23 protein-coding genes are annotated in these 13433 nt (G+C 38.1%); 18 read left to right on the forward strand and 5 right to left on the reverse strand.

Annotated features, from left to right (window positions below; all coding sequences use genetic code 11):
- Window positions 1-55 precede the first annotated feature (55 nt).
- A complete protein-coding gene (locus tag QKW49_RS21095) occupies window positions 56-856 on the forward strand; it encodes a hypothetical protein (protein WP_282864615.1) in 801 nt (266 codons plus the stop codon).
- A gap of 127 nt (window positions 857-983) precedes the next feature.
- Entirely contained in the window at window positions 984-1763 is a 780-nt protein-coding gene (locus QKW49_RS21100) for a Shedu anti-phage system protein SduA domain-containing protein (RefSeq protein ID WP_282864616.1), read from the forward strand.
- A gap of 149 nt (window positions 1764-1912) precedes the next feature.
- On the opposite strand, the gene QKW49_RS21105 is transcribed toward QKW49_RS21100, so the two are convergent.
- From QKW49_RS21105 to QKW49_RS21125, 5 genes are all read right to left on the reverse strand, one after another.
- Window positions 1913-3124 carry a transposase gene (locus tag QKW49_RS21105; protein WP_282863267.1) on the reverse strand — a complete coding sequence of 404 codons (1212 nt, stop codon included), beginning with the start codon at window positions 3122-3124 and terminating at the stop codon, window positions 1913-1915.
- 460 nt (window positions 3125-3584) lie between these two features.
- The gene (locus QKW49_RS21110) at window positions 3585-3887 is read right to left on the reverse strand and encodes a hypothetical protein (RefSeq protein ID WP_282864618.1); all 303 of its coding nucleotides are present in this window, start codon (window positions 3885-3887) and stop codon (window positions 3585-3587) included.
- A 2-nt stretch (window positions 3888-3889) separates the two neighbouring features.
- Window positions 3890-4015, reverse strand: coding sequence for a hypothetical protein (locus QKW49_RS21115; protein WP_282864619.1), 126 nt, complete (start codon window positions 4013-4015; stop codon window positions 3890-3892).
- 72 nt (window positions 4016-4087) lie between these two features.
- The gene (locus QKW49_RS21120; RefSeq protein WP_282864620.1) at window positions 4088-4984 is read right to left on the reverse strand and encodes an SAP domain-containing protein; all 897 of its coding nucleotides are present in this window, start codon (window positions 4982-4984) and stop codon (window positions 4088-4090) included.
- A 164-nt stretch (window positions 4985-5148) separates the two neighbouring features.
- Entirely contained in the window at window positions 5149-5496 is a 348-nt protein-coding gene (locus QKW49_RS21125) for a helix-turn-helix transcriptional regulator (protein WP_282864621.1), read from the reverse strand.
- Window positions 5497-5667: 171 nt separating this feature from the next.
- Between QKW49_RS21125 and QKW49_RS21130 the strand changes: the two genes are divergently transcribed.
- From QKW49_RS21130 to QKW49_RS21205, 16 genes are all read left to right on the forward strand, one after another.
- Window positions 5668-5898: a helix-turn-helix transcriptional regulator gene (locus QKW49_RS21130; protein ID WP_282864622.1), complete on the forward strand. Its 231-nt coding sequence runs from the start codon at window positions 5668-5670 to the stop codon at window positions 5896-5898.
- A complete protein-coding gene (locus QKW49_RS21135; RefSeq protein ID WP_282864623.1) occupies window positions 5895-6161 on the forward strand; it encodes a helix-turn-helix transcriptional regulator in 267 nt (88 codons plus the stop codon). Before QKW49_RS21130 ends, QKW49_RS21135 begins: the two co-directional genes overlap by 4 nt.
- 105 nt (window positions 6162-6266) lie before the next feature.
- A complete protein-coding gene (locus QKW49_RS21140) occupies window positions 6267-6509 on the forward strand; it encodes a hypothetical protein (RefSeq protein WP_282864624.1) in 243 nt (80 codons plus the stop codon).
- 344 nt (window positions 6510-6853) lie between these two features.
- Window positions 6854-6979, forward strand: a complete 126-nt coding sequence (locus QKW49_RS21145; RefSeq protein ID WP_282864625.1) for a hypothetical protein — start codon at window positions 6854-6856, stop codon at window positions 6977-6979.
- Between the two features lie 42 nt (window positions 6980-7021).
- Complete coding sequence (locus tag QKW49_RS21150) at window positions 7022-7279, forward strand: hypothetical protein (RefSeq protein ID WP_282864626.1); 258 nt, start codon at window positions 7022-7024, stop codon at window positions 7277-7279.
- A 25-nt stretch (window positions 7280-7304) separates the two neighbouring features.
- Complete coding sequence (locus tag QKW49_RS21155; RefSeq protein WP_282864627.1) at window positions 7305-7472, forward strand: hypothetical protein; 168 nt, start codon at window positions 7305-7307, stop codon at window positions 7470-7472.
- Window positions 7444-7755: a hypothetical protein gene (locus tag QKW49_RS21160; protein WP_282864628.1), complete on the forward strand. Its 312-nt coding sequence runs from the start codon at window positions 7444-7446 to the stop codon at window positions 7753-7755. The genes QKW49_RS21155 and QKW49_RS21160 overlap by 29 nt, the downstream gene beginning before the upstream one ends.
- A gap of 99 nt (window positions 7756-7854) precedes the next feature.
- The gene (locus QKW49_RS21165) at window positions 7855-8289 is read left to right on the forward strand and encodes a helix-turn-helix transcriptional regulator (RefSeq protein WP_282864629.1); all 435 of its coding nucleotides are present in this window, start codon (window positions 7855-7857) and stop codon (window positions 8287-8289) included.
- 20 nt (window positions 8290-8309) lie between these two features.
- Window positions 8310-8477 carry a hypothetical protein gene (locus tag QKW49_RS21170; RefSeq protein WP_282864630.1) on the forward strand — a complete coding sequence of 56 codons (168 nt, stop codon included), beginning with the start codon at window positions 8310-8312 and terminating at the stop codon, window positions 8475-8477.
- 163 nt (window positions 8478-8640) lie between these two features.
- Window positions 8641-8862 carry a hypothetical protein gene (locus tag QKW49_RS21175; RefSeq protein WP_282864631.1) on the forward strand — a complete coding sequence of 74 codons (222 nt, stop codon included), beginning with the start codon at window positions 8641-8643 and terminating at the stop codon, window positions 8860-8862.
- A complete protein-coding gene (locus tag QKW49_RS21180) occupies window positions 8862-9800 on the forward strand; it encodes a lambda-exonuclease family protein (protein WP_282864632.1) in 939 nt (312 codons plus the stop codon). Before QKW49_RS21175 ends, QKW49_RS21180 begins: the two co-directional genes overlap by 1 nt.
- A 13-nt stretch (window positions 9801-9813) precedes the next feature.
- Window positions 9814-10692 (forward strand): recombination protein RecT, encoded by an 879-nt coding sequence (gene recT / locus QKW49_RS21185; RefSeq protein ID WP_282864633.1) that lies wholly within the window; start codon window positions 9814-9816, stop codon window positions 10690-10692.
- Window positions 10693-10883: 191 nt separating this feature from the next.
- Entirely contained in the window at window positions 10884-11192 is a 309-nt protein-coding gene (locus QKW49_RS21190; protein ID WP_282864634.1) for a hypothetical protein, read from the forward strand.
- A 29-nt stretch (window positions 11193-11221) separates the two neighbouring features.
- On the forward strand, window positions 11222-12247 hold the full coding sequence (locus QKW49_RS21195) for a DnaD domain protein (RefSeq protein WP_282864635.1): 1026 nt from the start codon (window positions 11222-11224) through the stop codon (window positions 12245-12247).
- A 4-nt stretch (window positions 12248-12251) separates the two neighbouring features.
- Window positions 12252-12788 (forward strand): Holliday junction resolvase RecU, encoded by a 537-nt coding sequence (locus QKW49_RS21200; protein ID WP_282864636.1) that lies wholly within the window; start codon window positions 12252-12254, stop codon window positions 12786-12788.
- Entirely contained in the window at window positions 12785-13423 is a 639-nt protein-coding gene (locus QKW49_RS21205) for a putative metallopeptidase (RefSeq protein WP_282864637.1), read from the forward strand. Before QKW49_RS21200 ends, QKW49_RS21205 begins: the two co-directional genes overlap by 4 nt.
- Window positions 13424-13433: the final 10 nt, after the last annotated feature.

Raw genomic sequence — 13433 nt, forward strand, 5'->3', positions numbered from 1 at the left:
ACAATTTGTACATAAAGACGCATTTCATCTGTAAACATTGAGAGGTGAACATATAATGAGAGAAACATATGATAAAAAAAATCCTAAGATGTTAAATTCAGCAGTATGCTTTATTGATATTTTAGGGTTCTCGAGCATGATCGAAGAATCATGCAAAAACTGTAATGGGAACCAATTGCTTAATAAGTTATATCATAGTATTAAAGATAATATAGAATTTATAAAGTCATCAACTCAGCACTCTGGAGCAATGAATATTTTTTCTGATAATATAGTTATTGGAAAACCGGTTTATGATGATGGAGAAAGTGAACTAGGTCAAATTTTTTTAGGATTTGCAGCATATCAACTTTCTTTAACGCTTGAAGGGTTTTTTGTAAGAGGTGGCGTAAGTATTGGAGATTATTACGCTAATGAATACTTAGCATATGGACCAGCTTTATTAGAAGCACACAACATTGAATGTTGTTCTGCTAAAACACCAAGAATTGTTCTAAGTCAGGATGCAAAAAATTTAGTAAAATATCATTTGACATATTACTCGAATCCTAAGCATGCACCACAAGTTAGAGATGTTTTTATAGATACTGACGGAGAGTGGTTTATTAACTATTTAGAGGCGGCAATTGTATCTAGAGATGAAGAAGGTTATTCTTGTGCATATGATGTTATGATAAGGCACAGAGATATTGTTATGAGTAAGATTAATCTTTTTAATAATGATACGAAAGTATTGAAGAAGTATGAATGGGTAGCACAATATCATAACTACTTCTGCAAATTGAATTTTGCCAAAAGTATAGAATTACAAATAAAAGGTGTAAGTAATTGTGGAGGATTCAAATTCATTGCTTAACTCTGTAAACAAAGCATTCCTTAAAATGAAAAGTGGAAAATGAAAATTCCAATTGGATTAATAATGGACATATAAATAAAAAATGATTGTAATTAAGTAAGTTGAAAGTATTATAGGATGTGATAAAATGAACTTATACGAAAGAGATTACTCTAAAATTATTTCAGAAAAGGAACGGGAATTACAAGATGCCTTTGAAAGATATGACAATATTAAAGGATTAAAGAATACAGGAGATGATCCAAGACATAGTCACTCTGAATTTGAGTGCAGAAAATTTTTATGGTGTCATAATTCATTATTTCCAAATAATTATTTATACTACTTCGAGCCATCTACGATGGATTTAGAAACTGAGTCTAAATGTTTTAAAGATGTTATATATAAAGCTCAAAACGAAAATGAAATTCAGTCATACATAAAAACCAGTAAGAAATGGTTTATTCCTGCTTCAATTTATAAAGAATACAATTTTGGGCATCATGAAGCTTACTTGTTCCCAGAGCTTTCATTGGGTAGTGAATATGCTGTTGATTATGCTTTGCTAGGAAGGAGTTCGGATGGATATAGTGTAGTATTGGTTGAATTTGAAAAAGCAAATGTGCCTTTTATGCTGACATCATCAAACACTGAGCATGAAAGTGTTCGCAAAGGCATTACACAAATAAGAGATTGGAAACGTTGGCTGGATGACAATAGAGAATATTTTCTGAAAAGTAGTGGATTTAGAGATAAAGGAATTGATGTTCCAACTTCAAGAATTTTCTATTGTTTAGTAGTGAGTAGAAGGGATCTAATGGATAGAAAGTCTGCTGATTTAAGAAGTCAAATTTGCTATGAAATGAATAATACAAAAATAATATCTTACGATAGGCTGGTAGATAATATAATTGAGGATATTTCATAATTCAAAAATCAAGAATGTGGATAATTCCTACTGATATTTTTGAAATTGTGCAAAAAAAGGTTAGACTATCCTTACAATAGATAGTTATCCACAACTATATAGTTTTGAAATTAAGAAATATCATCTCCTGTTCCTTGATAATTAAAATACTAAGCTGCAATATTTTTTGATTGTTCTGCTTTTGTAATTCTTGTAGCAATAATTGCAATGCAGGCTAAATCCATGAATACTTTTGCTTTTTTTAGCCCTGCTACACGCAGATTGTTTAAAGCATAGTTTTCTTTTCCATCACCAAAAAAGCGTTCAACGGATGTTCTTTCATCATATAGATTGTCCCATGCTTCTGTTCCTCGTAATGGATAAGATATAAACCGTGGATTATCCTTAATTTTAACTTTGCCAATGTATCCTGATTTTGTACTCGTACACCAACTTGAACCCATAGGACAATTGGCTTTTCCGCAAGCGTGGGGACATAATAACCGAATGGTTCCATTATCATTTCCACCATTCACATACGGATAATTCATGGTGCAAACAAGTTGACCTTCCCAGTTAATGCCTTCAGGTGGAGTTTTCGTATTTCTCCAGTTAATTGGCATAATAGCTTGAGCACCAAATGATACAGCATGTTGATAGATAGATGGTATATCATAGCCTGTATCCATAATGTAGTAAGATGGTTTGAATAAGTCTTCATAATCTGCCTTAAGCTTATTCATTAGTGGTATTGCCATTACCATATCTGCAACATTTGCAGGGGTTATGATGTACCCTAATGGGATTCCGCTTGTTGTATCTACTACAGCATGCATCTTCCAACCAAACCATTTTATCATATTGCCATTGGTATCTTGCTTGGCACCCCAGTGAGGAAACTCTGGATTGTTTTCTGGTATTTTTGATTTTGGTACAGCATGCTCAAAGGCATCAATTTTCGATGCATCTATTGAGACATGGGAACCATTAATAAGTCCCAAGGTTTTGGCTCTACGAACCATTCTCTGAAAAGTTTTTTCAAGTACATCGGTTTTAGAGAGCTTTTCTATAAACCTAGAGAAAGTTGAAGCACTAGGCGTTTTGCCAATAGTATCAAACCCGCAGGTTACTCTTAAAACGGGGTCTGTTTTCAACCTTTTAACTAATGCTTTAATAGTAGGTATTTGATCTATTTGCATTGCAAGTAAAGCATTGAGCAAGCTGGTATACGCAAATCCTTTAGGACCACGTTTGCTGACATCAATTTTAAAAGTTTCAAGCATAATTGAATAATCAATAAATGTTAAAACAGCTTGTAATTTTGTTAATGGTTGAATTTCTATAATTTGCTCTAAAGTAAATAATGTTGTTTGCCGATTCATAATTCGTACAACGTTTACTCCTTTCTGTGGATTGTTTGGACGAATTATTTATCGGATTGGGGTAAACTATTTTTTATGCTTTTTTCTAACCTTGTGTTTTCAAGGATTAGAAATTATGAAATTAACTCAATTAAGTTAGATAGTAGATATTAATATTTATCGATAAGAATTTTGACTAATTATCAACTTCCTATTGTCTATATCATACGAAGCACTTAAGCACATATCAATGGAAACATAGAAAGTACTAATTAGATACGTTATAAAATAGCATTGAAAAACAAAGCAAAATTTACTTGTTTTGTTTTTTTAACGTCCCGTCCGGATTATACTTCTGCTTTATAAATTCTATATACTCCTTGATCTGCTTAATGACTTCTTCCGGCAGGCCGGACTTATCCAGGTTGTGGTAAGCTTTGGTTTCGATTTTTGGTTGTTAGGCTTAAAAAAAGGCCCTATCTTACTTCGCCCGTTTCAGCACTGCAATGTCAGCAATATTCTTTCCTGTAGCTTCTTCCACAAAGGTTACATCGGCTCTCAAAGATTTAATTTCTCCGGATACATTAGCAACCTGGTGAGTGAGGTTGTCAATATCCGCCTTATGGGTTTCACTGGAGTGAACGAGAGAACGTAGCATTTGGGTATTTTCCTCTAACTGAGGCTCCATTTGGCCAAGACGTTGGTTGATAGTTTTAATCTCATTTTTTATAGGGGTTAATTCTTCCTGGAGTAGTTCTTTGATAGATTGTAATATATTTTCCATGTTTATCGCTCCTTTAACCGATCCTTGATTTCTTTTATGTTAGTGGCTATATCATCAAGCTTTTCAGTAATACCATCAATAGCGGATACTTTTTCCAATATCTGCTCTAATAGTTCTTTGTTGTTCATAATAACATGGTTCTTGAGCATGATTTTTAAAAATTCTTACTCTGTCTTTTTTCATTTATTATCACAAATCATTCATTTAATTTCTGAGTATATTAATTTCCAAGTCTGTTCATTGCTATAGTGATGATGAGCAAGTTTTACTTTGGAAATAAGTTGTAAATATTTAGTTTTAAGTTCTTGGTCTGAAAGAGATAATTTTTCTTGAATTCTAATAATACTATTTATTATTCCCGGAGCTAAACATACTAAATCTTTTGAGTCTATATGATTGCTATTTGAGAGACCACTTAAGTCTCTATAGCATATTTCAAATAATGAATTTAACTGCAATTCATATTCCTCTAAATCTCCATAAACTAACGATATAGCATATATAACATTTCTATAAAGTCCCCAATCTTTATTTTTATAATGCTTTCCAAGGTCTTCTCTAAGAATATGTAAAGCTACATCGTATTCGGTATAATGAGGATTGAGTTTTTTTACTTTATCGGCTGCGTCGACCGTAATGGCAAAATAGCTCTTCTTACTATGTATATAAAGTATATGCTTGTTATGGCTTAAAAGCTCAACAGCTTTTTCTGTAAGCTGAAAAAAAGATTGATTAAACAGCTTTTTACATTCTTCCTCGGAATAATTATCTAATATTCGTTTGATTAACTCTGCTTTTTTTCCAGTAGTTTTTAAAGAGCGATTTATAAGCATCTTTTTTAATTCGTCAATTTTTAGTTTTGAAATATTAAACTTATAATCTGATTCTTTAATATATCCATTATTGATAAGCTTGTCAATCACTTTTTTATAATTAAGATTATATTCATACGTCCAATAACCTGCTATATTTGGATTTTGGGTGTTACGTCCATTGATATAATTAAGAAATAGAACTTCAACTGGAGATAATGAAGAAGTATTTGGTTGTAGGTTATTATTAAAGTCAACTTTCTTAATAAAACTAAATAATCCCATAACATCACCTTTTATTTTTCTATACTTAAGTATATTATATATAACGAACTGGTAGATACAAAATCAAAAACTTTCGTGAACAAGAGAAGGAAAAGTGAAGAACTTATATTGATTTCTTTGTATATGGTTCTCATCCTTCAGAGGATGTATAGTGTGCTTTAATTTTAACCTTTTTTCTTTAACGTCCCATCCGGATTGTACTTCTGTTTCACGAACTCGATATAATCTTCAATTTGCTTAATCGCTTCTTCCGGCAGGCCGGACTTGTCCAGGTTGTGGTAAGCTTTGGTTTCGATTTTGTAGTGATTGCGAATATCGGTTCTACCAATGAGGTAGTCTACAGACACATCAAAGAATTCTGCAATTGATTGTAATGTAGAATAATCAGGTTCTTTTCTTTCGGTTTCATATCCAGCAATAGTAGACCGAGTACTATTAATTTTCTCAGCAAATTCTGATTGTGTTAAGTTTAGTTCTAACCGTAATTCTTTTAATCTTTTTGCAAAATTCATAATGAACACCTCATATCAATTCTACTGTAAAATGTCCCTAAAATAAACATTAATAATAAAAATGTCCCAAAAAGAAAAATAAATTCAAAAAAATGCTTGACAATGTTTCTAATTGGGACTATAATTACACCATAAAATGTTTCTATATGGGACATGATGGAGGTGAATTTTTTGAGAGTAAATTTAAAGAAGCGAAGAGAAGAAATAGGATTTACCCAGGACCAAATTGCTAAAAAAGCCGAAATAGCAAGGACAACATATACTAATATTGAGCTTGGAATAAAGAATCCATCGTTTGACGTTGCAGTTAGGCTTAAACAAATACTAGAAACAAAAGATGATAATATTTTTTTAAACATTAAAGTCCCAAATAGAAACAAAGATATTAGAACGGCATCATGAAAGAAAGTGCGGTGATTCAAATCGACAGTATAGCACCAATCAAAAACAACATCAAAAAGCATCGAGAACTCAAAGACGTCAACCAAGAAGACCTTGCCCGGGAGTTAGGCATATCAAGAAGCTATCTATCCAAGTTAGAAAACCAAAAGTATCCTGCAGGGCCGGACTTAATGGTGAAGATATGCTTGTACTTCGGGGTGGGGTTGGGGGAGATGTTCTATATTGAAGTAGAGGAAGGAGGACAAGCAGTTAAAGCTATATAAAAACATTATTTAAAAAGGGGGGGGATGGAGTGTCATGGCAGGCCAAGTCACAGACAAAAAAGATCAATACCAGATCCAAACTATCGAGAGAGGGAGGTGAGATATATGGAAGATTTGAGTAAGTACACTGCAAGGCTAAAATATGTAGATGGAATTAGTTTAAAAGATAAGGAGTGCATTAACGTGGAAAAAATTATGTTCGAAAAAAAAATCATTGAAGATCAGATTATTGACCATAGTGGTAACGTCCTCAAGGAAGGAACGCCGATAAATGCGGAGCTTCTTCAACGATATGAAGATACCATTGCAAAGTTGGTTGAGAGAGTTGATAACTTGATATGCAGATAAAAAACATTAAGGATGAGGGGAGTCACCCAAAGTTATTAACTAGATGTTTCGGACTTTCGGCAGTCCGGACAAATGGTATCGACTACAGAAACAGCGAAAGAGTTTTCAGAGGAAACTTGGGTTCCACATTGAGTCTGAGGAACTGGCTCAGATTCAAATTCTTTGTTGCAAACTTTACAGGTTATTATCATGACAATACCTCCTTATTCATCAGGAGTGACATCCCCTCATACAAATTTTAACACAATCGGCTGAAAAATCGATAAATTAATTTCTTCATAAGATCTATTTTTATATCTAGCGGAGATGGACAAGAGAGAAACCATCGTAGGGAGGTGAATCGGATGGAACTTAAAGTAAAATTAAGGCTTAGAACTGGAGAAGATATGGAGGAGCTTATCAAAATGATTGAAAAGATTGAAAAAGAGCACAGCTGCAACTGTACCCTTTTAGAGATTGAAATAGGTTAGTTATGCTGCTTAAATTCAACATGTTCTATGGGGGTGAATCGGATGCAACAAACATTAGAGAAAAAAGTAATAGGACAAAAGGATTCTTTAATATCTTCTATTAGAGGTGGTCTTATGGAAGAAAAATACGATGCAACTTACAAGTTTGGCAATACAACGGTTAATGTTGTTGCACCGCCGCCAATGACTGAAGAAGAACTTCAAAAACGCATAAAAGATTTAGAAGATACCATTAACATGATATTAAATAAGCAAGAGAGCACACGTGGATTGTGTATAAGGATTTGGAAAGAGCATTAAAAGACCACTTAAAGGAGGTGAGGTCATGGGAACAGCGAGCCTGTTATATCAAAAGCTGCAGGAAAGGAATTTATCCATCGGAAAAGTGTACATTGTCGAAAATGAAAACTCTTACAACGTCCATTTGCAGAGAGCTGGAGGCAAGAAAGGAGCATTCCTGTTTAGTGTTAAAAAGATTCCGAATGCCGGGTAGGTGCGGGAAAATCCAGGGATGGGCAGGTATCGGCCTTACAACTATATCGAAAGGGGTGTGGAATTTGAATATAGGAGCAGTGATTCATAGGCTTTCCGATGCCGAGTGCTATAGGCTGGAAGATAACCTTGTAGAGCATACAAAGTTAGTAAAAGAAACCTTTTTAAGCAGCACTACCAAGGAGAGAAGAGATCAAATTCGGAAGCGTATTCAGGAACTGCGTGAGGAAAGAAAAAGAATCATTGGAGCAGAAGCCCCGGAAGTGGAACAAGTGACAGGTTGATTTTTGCAATATGTTTTTGAAGTGGTTTTCTGAAATGAACCTCTGAAATGAACGAATTATATGTTACTTAAATTGTAGCACACGGAAGGGGGTGAGACCATGAGGAAATATTACGGGGATATCTATAAAAAAGCCAGGATTGATGCAGGTTTGACCCAGGACCAGGCAGAAGGGATGCTGGGGGTGCCAATCCGGACATTAAGCGCCTATGAAAACGGCAAGCTGCTGCCACACGGTGAGCTGGTTTGCAAGATGATTGAGGTTTATGGAGCTAAGTGGCTTTGGTATATGCACCTGAAAGAGAACGATCCGGTAGGCAAAAGGTTTTTACCGGATGTCAGGTTAGGGAGGTTATCTTCTAACGTACTAAGGCTGCAAAAGGAAATGGCGGATGTAACAAAGATTAATCCCACCGTTGTTGAAGTAGCTTGTGATGATGAAATATCCGAACATGAAAAAAACGAGTGGGGCAGTGTACACAAAGAAATATCAGAATTAATGGGAGCCTGCGCGGCCCTGTTGGTTGCAAATTAATATTTAGGAGGTGGACAAGCATGTTAGTCAAGTTAAAAGATATTCAGGAAACAAACCTTATTACCCTTAAGCATCTGAAAAAGCTTCTTAAAGAAGGCAAAGTTGATGCGGCTGTAGAGGTCATAGATATACATATTAACGCCATAGAAGAAGATAGAAAAATTGGGGACGATGATGAAGTGGCATAAAAAAAGCGCTCTATTAAGCGCAAATAAAAAATCTCAAATTCAGTATAACAGATAGAACACGGGCTTGCAAGATGCTGGTCTGTACGTGACGCCCCCAAGAATACATATATTTTATTATACCCCGACGGCAGACCGGCTTAAATGGAAAGGAAGGGATCATCAAATGACAGGTACAAGTTTAGATAGATTCGCGGTTGGATTACAGGACGCGCAGGATACAGAAGAACTTCACCGCTGCGATGAGTGCGGCGGGGAGATATATCCCGGTGAGGGTGTTTATGAAATAGAAGGAGATATCATTCACGAAAGATGCCTTGGAGACTATGCCAAGGGATATTTTGAAGATTACTATACTACGATAGAAGACGCGTTGGAGGTGGCATAATGTCAGCAAATGTATTGGTTAAAACATTAGGAATGTCAGAAATAGAATGGCTCAAATGGAGAAAGAACGGTATCGGCGGCAGTGACGCAGCCGCTATTGCAGGACTCAACCCATGGAAAAGTCCATTAGGGGTATATCTGGATAAAATCAAAGAGATAGAAACGTTCGAAGATAATGAGCGAATGAGGATTGGACGGGACCTGGAGGATTATGTGGCAGACAGGTTCTCAGAAGCTACCGGGTTAAAGGTGCGGCGCTGCAACTCCATACTGCAGCACCCGCAGCATGAATTCATGTTAGCGAACATCGACAGGGATATCGTGGGCAAAAGGGAAGGCCTTGAGTGTAAAACAACGAATTCCTACGCAAAAGGTGACTGGGAAGGGGACAAGATACCCGCTCATTATGAAATACAGTGCCATCATTACATGGCCGTAACCGGATATGATGCCTGGTGGATTGCGGTCCTGATAGGCAACGAAAAGTTTGTATACAAAAGAATTGATCGGGATGAGGACGTTATCAATTACCTGATCAATATAGAGAAAGATTTTTGGGAGAACTATGTACTAAAAGAAGTCATGCCTGCCCCGGACGGTTCGGACTATTCCCAGGAGCTGATAAACGGGGAGTACGGCATGTCAGTGGCCGGGGCTACTGTCTACATAGATCCCATGGATGAAGAATTTAAGGAAAAGGCTAACAGGTATGACGAACTGAAGGAATTGATCGGAAAACTTGAGACAGAAAAGAAAAAGATTGCCCAGAATATCCAACTGAGGATGGGAGAAAATGAAATACTCCAATTCGGGGACCGGAAAATAAAATGGAAAAGCATCAGCCAAACAAGGTTTGACAGCAAGGGTTTCAAAAAGGATCATCCCGGGTTATATGAGAAATACACGAATACAACATCATACAGAAGATTTGATATGTAGGAGGTAGAGAAGTATGTCAGGCGTAAAGAGTCAACTTCAGAAAAAGGCGGAAAACGCTGTAAGCGAAAAGAAACAGCCAAGCAATATGAGGGAATGGATCAAGGCGATGGAGCCGGAGATTAAAAAGGCGCTGCCCAGTGTCATTACTCCGGAAAGGTTCACACGAATGGCCCTGACCGCAATCACTGTAAACCCGAAACTGGCCAACTGCACTCCCAAAAGTTTTATGGGTGCGCTGATGAATGCGGCGCAGCTGGGACTGGAACCCAACACACAATTAGGACAAGCTTATTTGATACCCTATGAGAACAAACGGCAGGTAAACGGACAGTGGGTTAAGGTACCGGAAGTACAATTTCAGATTGGTTACAAAGGGTTGATCGACTTAGCCCACAGGTCTAGTGAGTTTACATCTATACAAGCCCATGAGGTTTATGAGAATGACCAGTTTGAATATGAATACGGACTAGAGCCCAAATTAGTCCATAAGCCGGCAATGGAAGACAGGGGGAAGGTTAAATATTACTACGCCGTATACAGGCTTAAAAACGGCGGATATGGCTTTGAGGTAATGAGCCGGCAGGATGTATTAAGTCACGCAAAATCATATTCACAGAGTTATAACTCCCAATATTCTCCTTGGACGAACAACTTTGATGAAATGGCCAAGAAAACGGTTCTTAAGAAGGTACTCAAGTATGCACCTATAAAGGTTGAATTTCAAAGAAGCGTTGCTGAAGATGGCAGCATTAAAACGGAGCTTGCCGGGGATATGAGTGAGGTCCAAAATGAAAATGTTTTTGAAAGCGATAGCTACGAAGTTACTGACGATGAAGGAAAGAATGAAGATAAGGAGTCAGGGCAAGAGAATGATCAGCAGGAGATAAAATAAAAAACCTGCCAGGTTGCCCATCCAGCAGGTTTTGGGGGAAATTAATTAGTAACTTGGAAAACATGCTCTTATTACGCCATTGCAAATTGCTGATACGCCTTTGCATCGTATAGGGGCATGTAACCCAATATTTATATTATGACCATTTTTATGGAAGATTATTCCTTGTTTTTAAAAAAGGAGGTATTTAGATGCATATTTTTACACTTATCCATCTTCTCATGGTTCTTATATGCATTGCGATTTTAGGCTTTGCAGCAGTCTTTTTTAAAAAGGAACCAGGAGAGATTTGGAAAGCAGCGAATACGGATTATCCAGATGAGGAGGATCCGGTTCAGGCAGCACCAGTAGAAGAGATTAATAGGGCGAAGGTTGATTTATATATAGCTATGCAGGATTTTGATTACGCTGAACAGGCATTTGTTGATACATCAATATACAGGATGAAGGCAGCTGAAGAAAGATTAAATGTTTTAAGCAGATTACAGAAGGCAGGTTGAAACAAAAGGTTGGAAGGAGAAGGTAGGACATGGCAAGGAAACGGTTTATTACAAGTGAAATGAGCTCGGATGAGAAACTGGCCGAAATAGCAATGGAACATCCAACGGCGGCATTAATGTGGCCGTGGTTTATAACAGGTTTTGATGATTGGGGAAGGATGGAAGCATCTCCTATAAAGATAAAGCTTAATATTTTTCCGGCATTTCCTTTTGCTCCGGATGATATAAGCCAGGCGATAGATCTATTTGCAGAAACAGGACTGGTCCATAAGTACGAAGTAGACGGAAAATACTATCTTGCAATAGATCCGGATAAATACTACAAGTATCAAACTTACATAAGAGCTTCCAAAAGGGAAGTTGATACTTCCAATTATCCTGCGCCCAAAGACGCGCCATGGATGGATTCTAATGATGATTTGCACGCAGGTGCGCGCAGTTGCGCGGAGGAACGCGAAAACGCGCGCATTTGCATACCTTCACCTTCGCCTTCGCCTTCACCTTCACCTTCGCCTTCTATAGCAGCAGCTATATATACCGAGCCGGGCGTGTTACAGGAAGAGGAACAGCAGCAAAGTGATGATACAGAACAAAAACCAGATACAGCCTGCAGCTATTACTGCCAAAACATAAATCCAATGCCTAGCCAGAGGGAGTACCAAGTCTTGAATTCAATGACAGACACTTACGGCTTTGACGATTCAGACAAAGAAAAGATCGTGATTTTGGCATTGCAGGAGGCTATCGATTTTGGAGCTAAGAGCAAACTCAGGTATGCAGAGTCTATTGTCCAAGCATGGCACAAACAAAGCGTAAAAACCTTCGTCCAGGCGGAAGGACTCCTGCGCCAATGGAGGGAGCAGAAACAGAGAGGGCATCCGCAGAGCAAGCAAGGTTCAAGGCCCTCAAGTAAGTTTATTAATTTCACACAACGTTCAAGGGACTTTAACGATATTGAGAAAAAGATCATGCAAAACAGACTCAGTCAGCCTGCTAAAACGGCTGAAGAACTGATGGAGGAACGGAGAAGACAAAAAGAGATAGTGGGGGGATAGCAATATGAGCATCATGGCAGAAGTATGCCCTAAGAACTACCGTATGGGCAATAAAGGCATGCTCTTCGAAGAGGAGATTAAAAAAGCGAATGAAGGGTACCTAAACCGGGGTATCGCGCTGATACAGAAAATAAGCACGCCTTGGAAAGTGGTGCGGAGGGGGAAAAGTGTCTCTGCGTTTCCGGAAGGGAAGAGTACGCTGGATTTCAGGGGGACCGTAAAAGGTGGTATATCCATATCCTTTGACGCCAAGGAGACGGAAGAAACGGTTGGATTGCCACTCAAAAACATAGCGCCGCACCAAATAGAATATATCCGTAACGCACTTGGTGTGATGGAGGTATCATTCATTCTGTGCTATATGAAAAAGTTTAACAAGCGGTACCGGATCCCGGGGCAGACCGTGCTCGATTACTGGGACTACTGGCAGGCCAACAAGGGAAAGCGCGGTGTGAATTTTATACCTGTTGAGGATATGGTTGAGGTCAGGTCCAAGAACGGGATCGTGCTGCATTATCTTGAAGGGTTGGTGGGGTTATGAAAGAGCTGAGGGTTATCGATAAAGAAACTGGCCACGAGCTGGAGAAAATAGAGTTTTCCGGAGGATACAACATTACGTTTACCAACCTTCATGACGGTGGGAACTTGAAACATGTTAGGACGCTGGATAATGGCAGGTATGATACTAAGCACTGGATTAAAAATTATTATTACCGCCCGATTGCTGAAAGGCTAGTGAGAAAGTTTGATGAGATCCGGCATGTACCTACTGCAAAGATTCTATTCATCGAGGATACCGAGTGGACACCGGGAACAGCGAAGCAGCCTTGGATGGCGCAGATCAGGATGGCAAACAACCAACTGCTGGCCATGACCGGATATGAGTATGTGATGGAGCTGCGGCAGTATTACATTGAGCAAATGACCCGGGAACAGGTAATCGGGGTTGTGTATCACGAACTACGGCATATTGATGTTGACGGCGCATTGCTAAAACACGACATCGAGGACTGGAGCGATATGGTGCGGACGCTTGGAGAGAATTGGGCTACTAGCAAGGCGAATATCATTGACATACTGGATGAGGAGTTCCCAGGATGGGATGAGTACCGGAAGGCTGGCACCCAGGTGAGTTTGTTTGAGTCAAATATCATCCCCATGAGGGCGGCGAAGTAGAGGTGTTAGT

The sequence above is a fragment of the Petroclostridium sp. X23 genome (genome assembly GCF_030013905.1).
Taxonomy (GTDB): Bacteria; Bacillota; Clostridia; order SK-Y3; family SK-Y3; genus X23.

Coding starts and splice junctions, on each gene's coding strand:
- recT (WP_282864633.1), top strand. CDS start 9,814: ATGTCAGGCGTAAAGAGTCAACTTCAGAAAAAGGCGGAAAACGCTGTA.
- QKW49_RS21195 (WP_282864635.1), top strand. CDS start 11,222: ATGGCAAGGAAACGGTTTATTACAAGTGAAATGAGCTCGGATGAGAAA.
- QKW49_RS21135 (WP_282864623.1), top strand. CDS start 5,895: ATGAAAGAAAGTGCGGTGATTCAAATCGACAGTATAGCACCAATCAAA.
- QKW49_RS21095 (WP_282864615.1), top strand. CDS start 56: ATGAGAGAAACATATGATAAAAAAAATCCTAAGATGTTAAATTCAGCA.
- QKW49_RS21110 (WP_282864618.1), bottom strand. CDS start 3,887: ATGGAAAATATATTACAATCTATCAAAGAACTACTCCAGGAAGAATTA.
- QKW49_RS21125 (WP_282864621.1), bottom strand. CDS start 5,496: ATGAATTTTGCAAAAAGATTAAAAGAATTACGGTTAGAACTAAACTTA.
- QKW49_RS21120 (WP_282864620.1), bottom strand. CDS start 4,984: ATGGGATTATTTAGTTTTATTAAGAAAGTTGACTTTAATAATAACCTA.
- QKW49_RS21165 (WP_282864629.1), top strand. CDS start 7,855: ATGAGGAAATATTACGGGGATATCTATAAAAAAGCCAGGATTGATGCA.
- QKW49_RS21205 (WP_282864637.1), top strand. CDS start 12,785: ATGAAAGAGCTGAGGGTTATCGATAAAGAAACTGGCCACGAGCTGGAG.
- QKW49_RS21115 (WP_282864619.1), bottom strand. CDS start 4,015: ATGAACAACAAAGAACTATTAGAGCAGATATTGGAAAAAGTATCCGCT.
- QKW49_RS21170 (WP_282864630.1), top strand. CDS start 8,310: ATGTTAGTCAAGTTAAAAGATATTCAGGAAACAAACCTTATTACCCTT.
- QKW49_RS21200 (WP_282864636.1), top strand. CDS start 12,252: ATGAGCATCATGGCAGAAGTATGCCCTAAGAACTACCGTATGGGCAAT.
- QKW49_RS21140 (WP_282864624.1), top strand. CDS start 6,267: ATGGAAGATTTGAGTAAGTACACTGCAAGGCTAAAATATGTAGATGGA.
- QKW49_RS21190 (WP_282864634.1), top strand. CDS start 10,884: ATGCATATTTTTACACTTATCCATCTTCTCATGGTTCTTATATGCATT.
- QKW49_RS21145 (WP_282864625.1), top strand. CDS start 6,854: ATGGAACTTAAAGTAAAATTAAGGCTTAGAACTGGAGAAGATATGGAG.
- QKW49_RS21150 (WP_282864626.1), top strand. CDS start 7,022: ATGCAACAAACATTAGAGAAAAAAGTAATAGGACAAAAGGATTCTTTA.
- QKW49_RS21155 (WP_282864627.1), top strand. CDS start 7,305: ATGGGAACAGCGAGCCTGTTATATCAAAAGCTGCAGGAAAGGAATTTA.
- QKW49_RS21180 (WP_282864632.1), top strand. CDS start 8,862: ATGTCAGCAAATGTATTGGTTAAAACATTAGGAATGTCAGAAATAGAA.
- QKW49_RS21100 (WP_282864616.1), top strand. CDS start 984: ATGAACTTATACGAAAGAGATTACTCTAAAATTATTTCAGAAAAGGAA.
- QKW49_RS21175 (WP_282864631.1), top strand. CDS start 8,641: ATGACAGGTACAAGTTTAGATAGATTCGCGGTTGGATTACAGGACGCG.
- QKW49_RS21105 (WP_282863267.1), bottom strand. CDS start 3,124: ATGAATCGGCAAACAACATTATTTACTTTAGAGCAAATTATAGAAATT.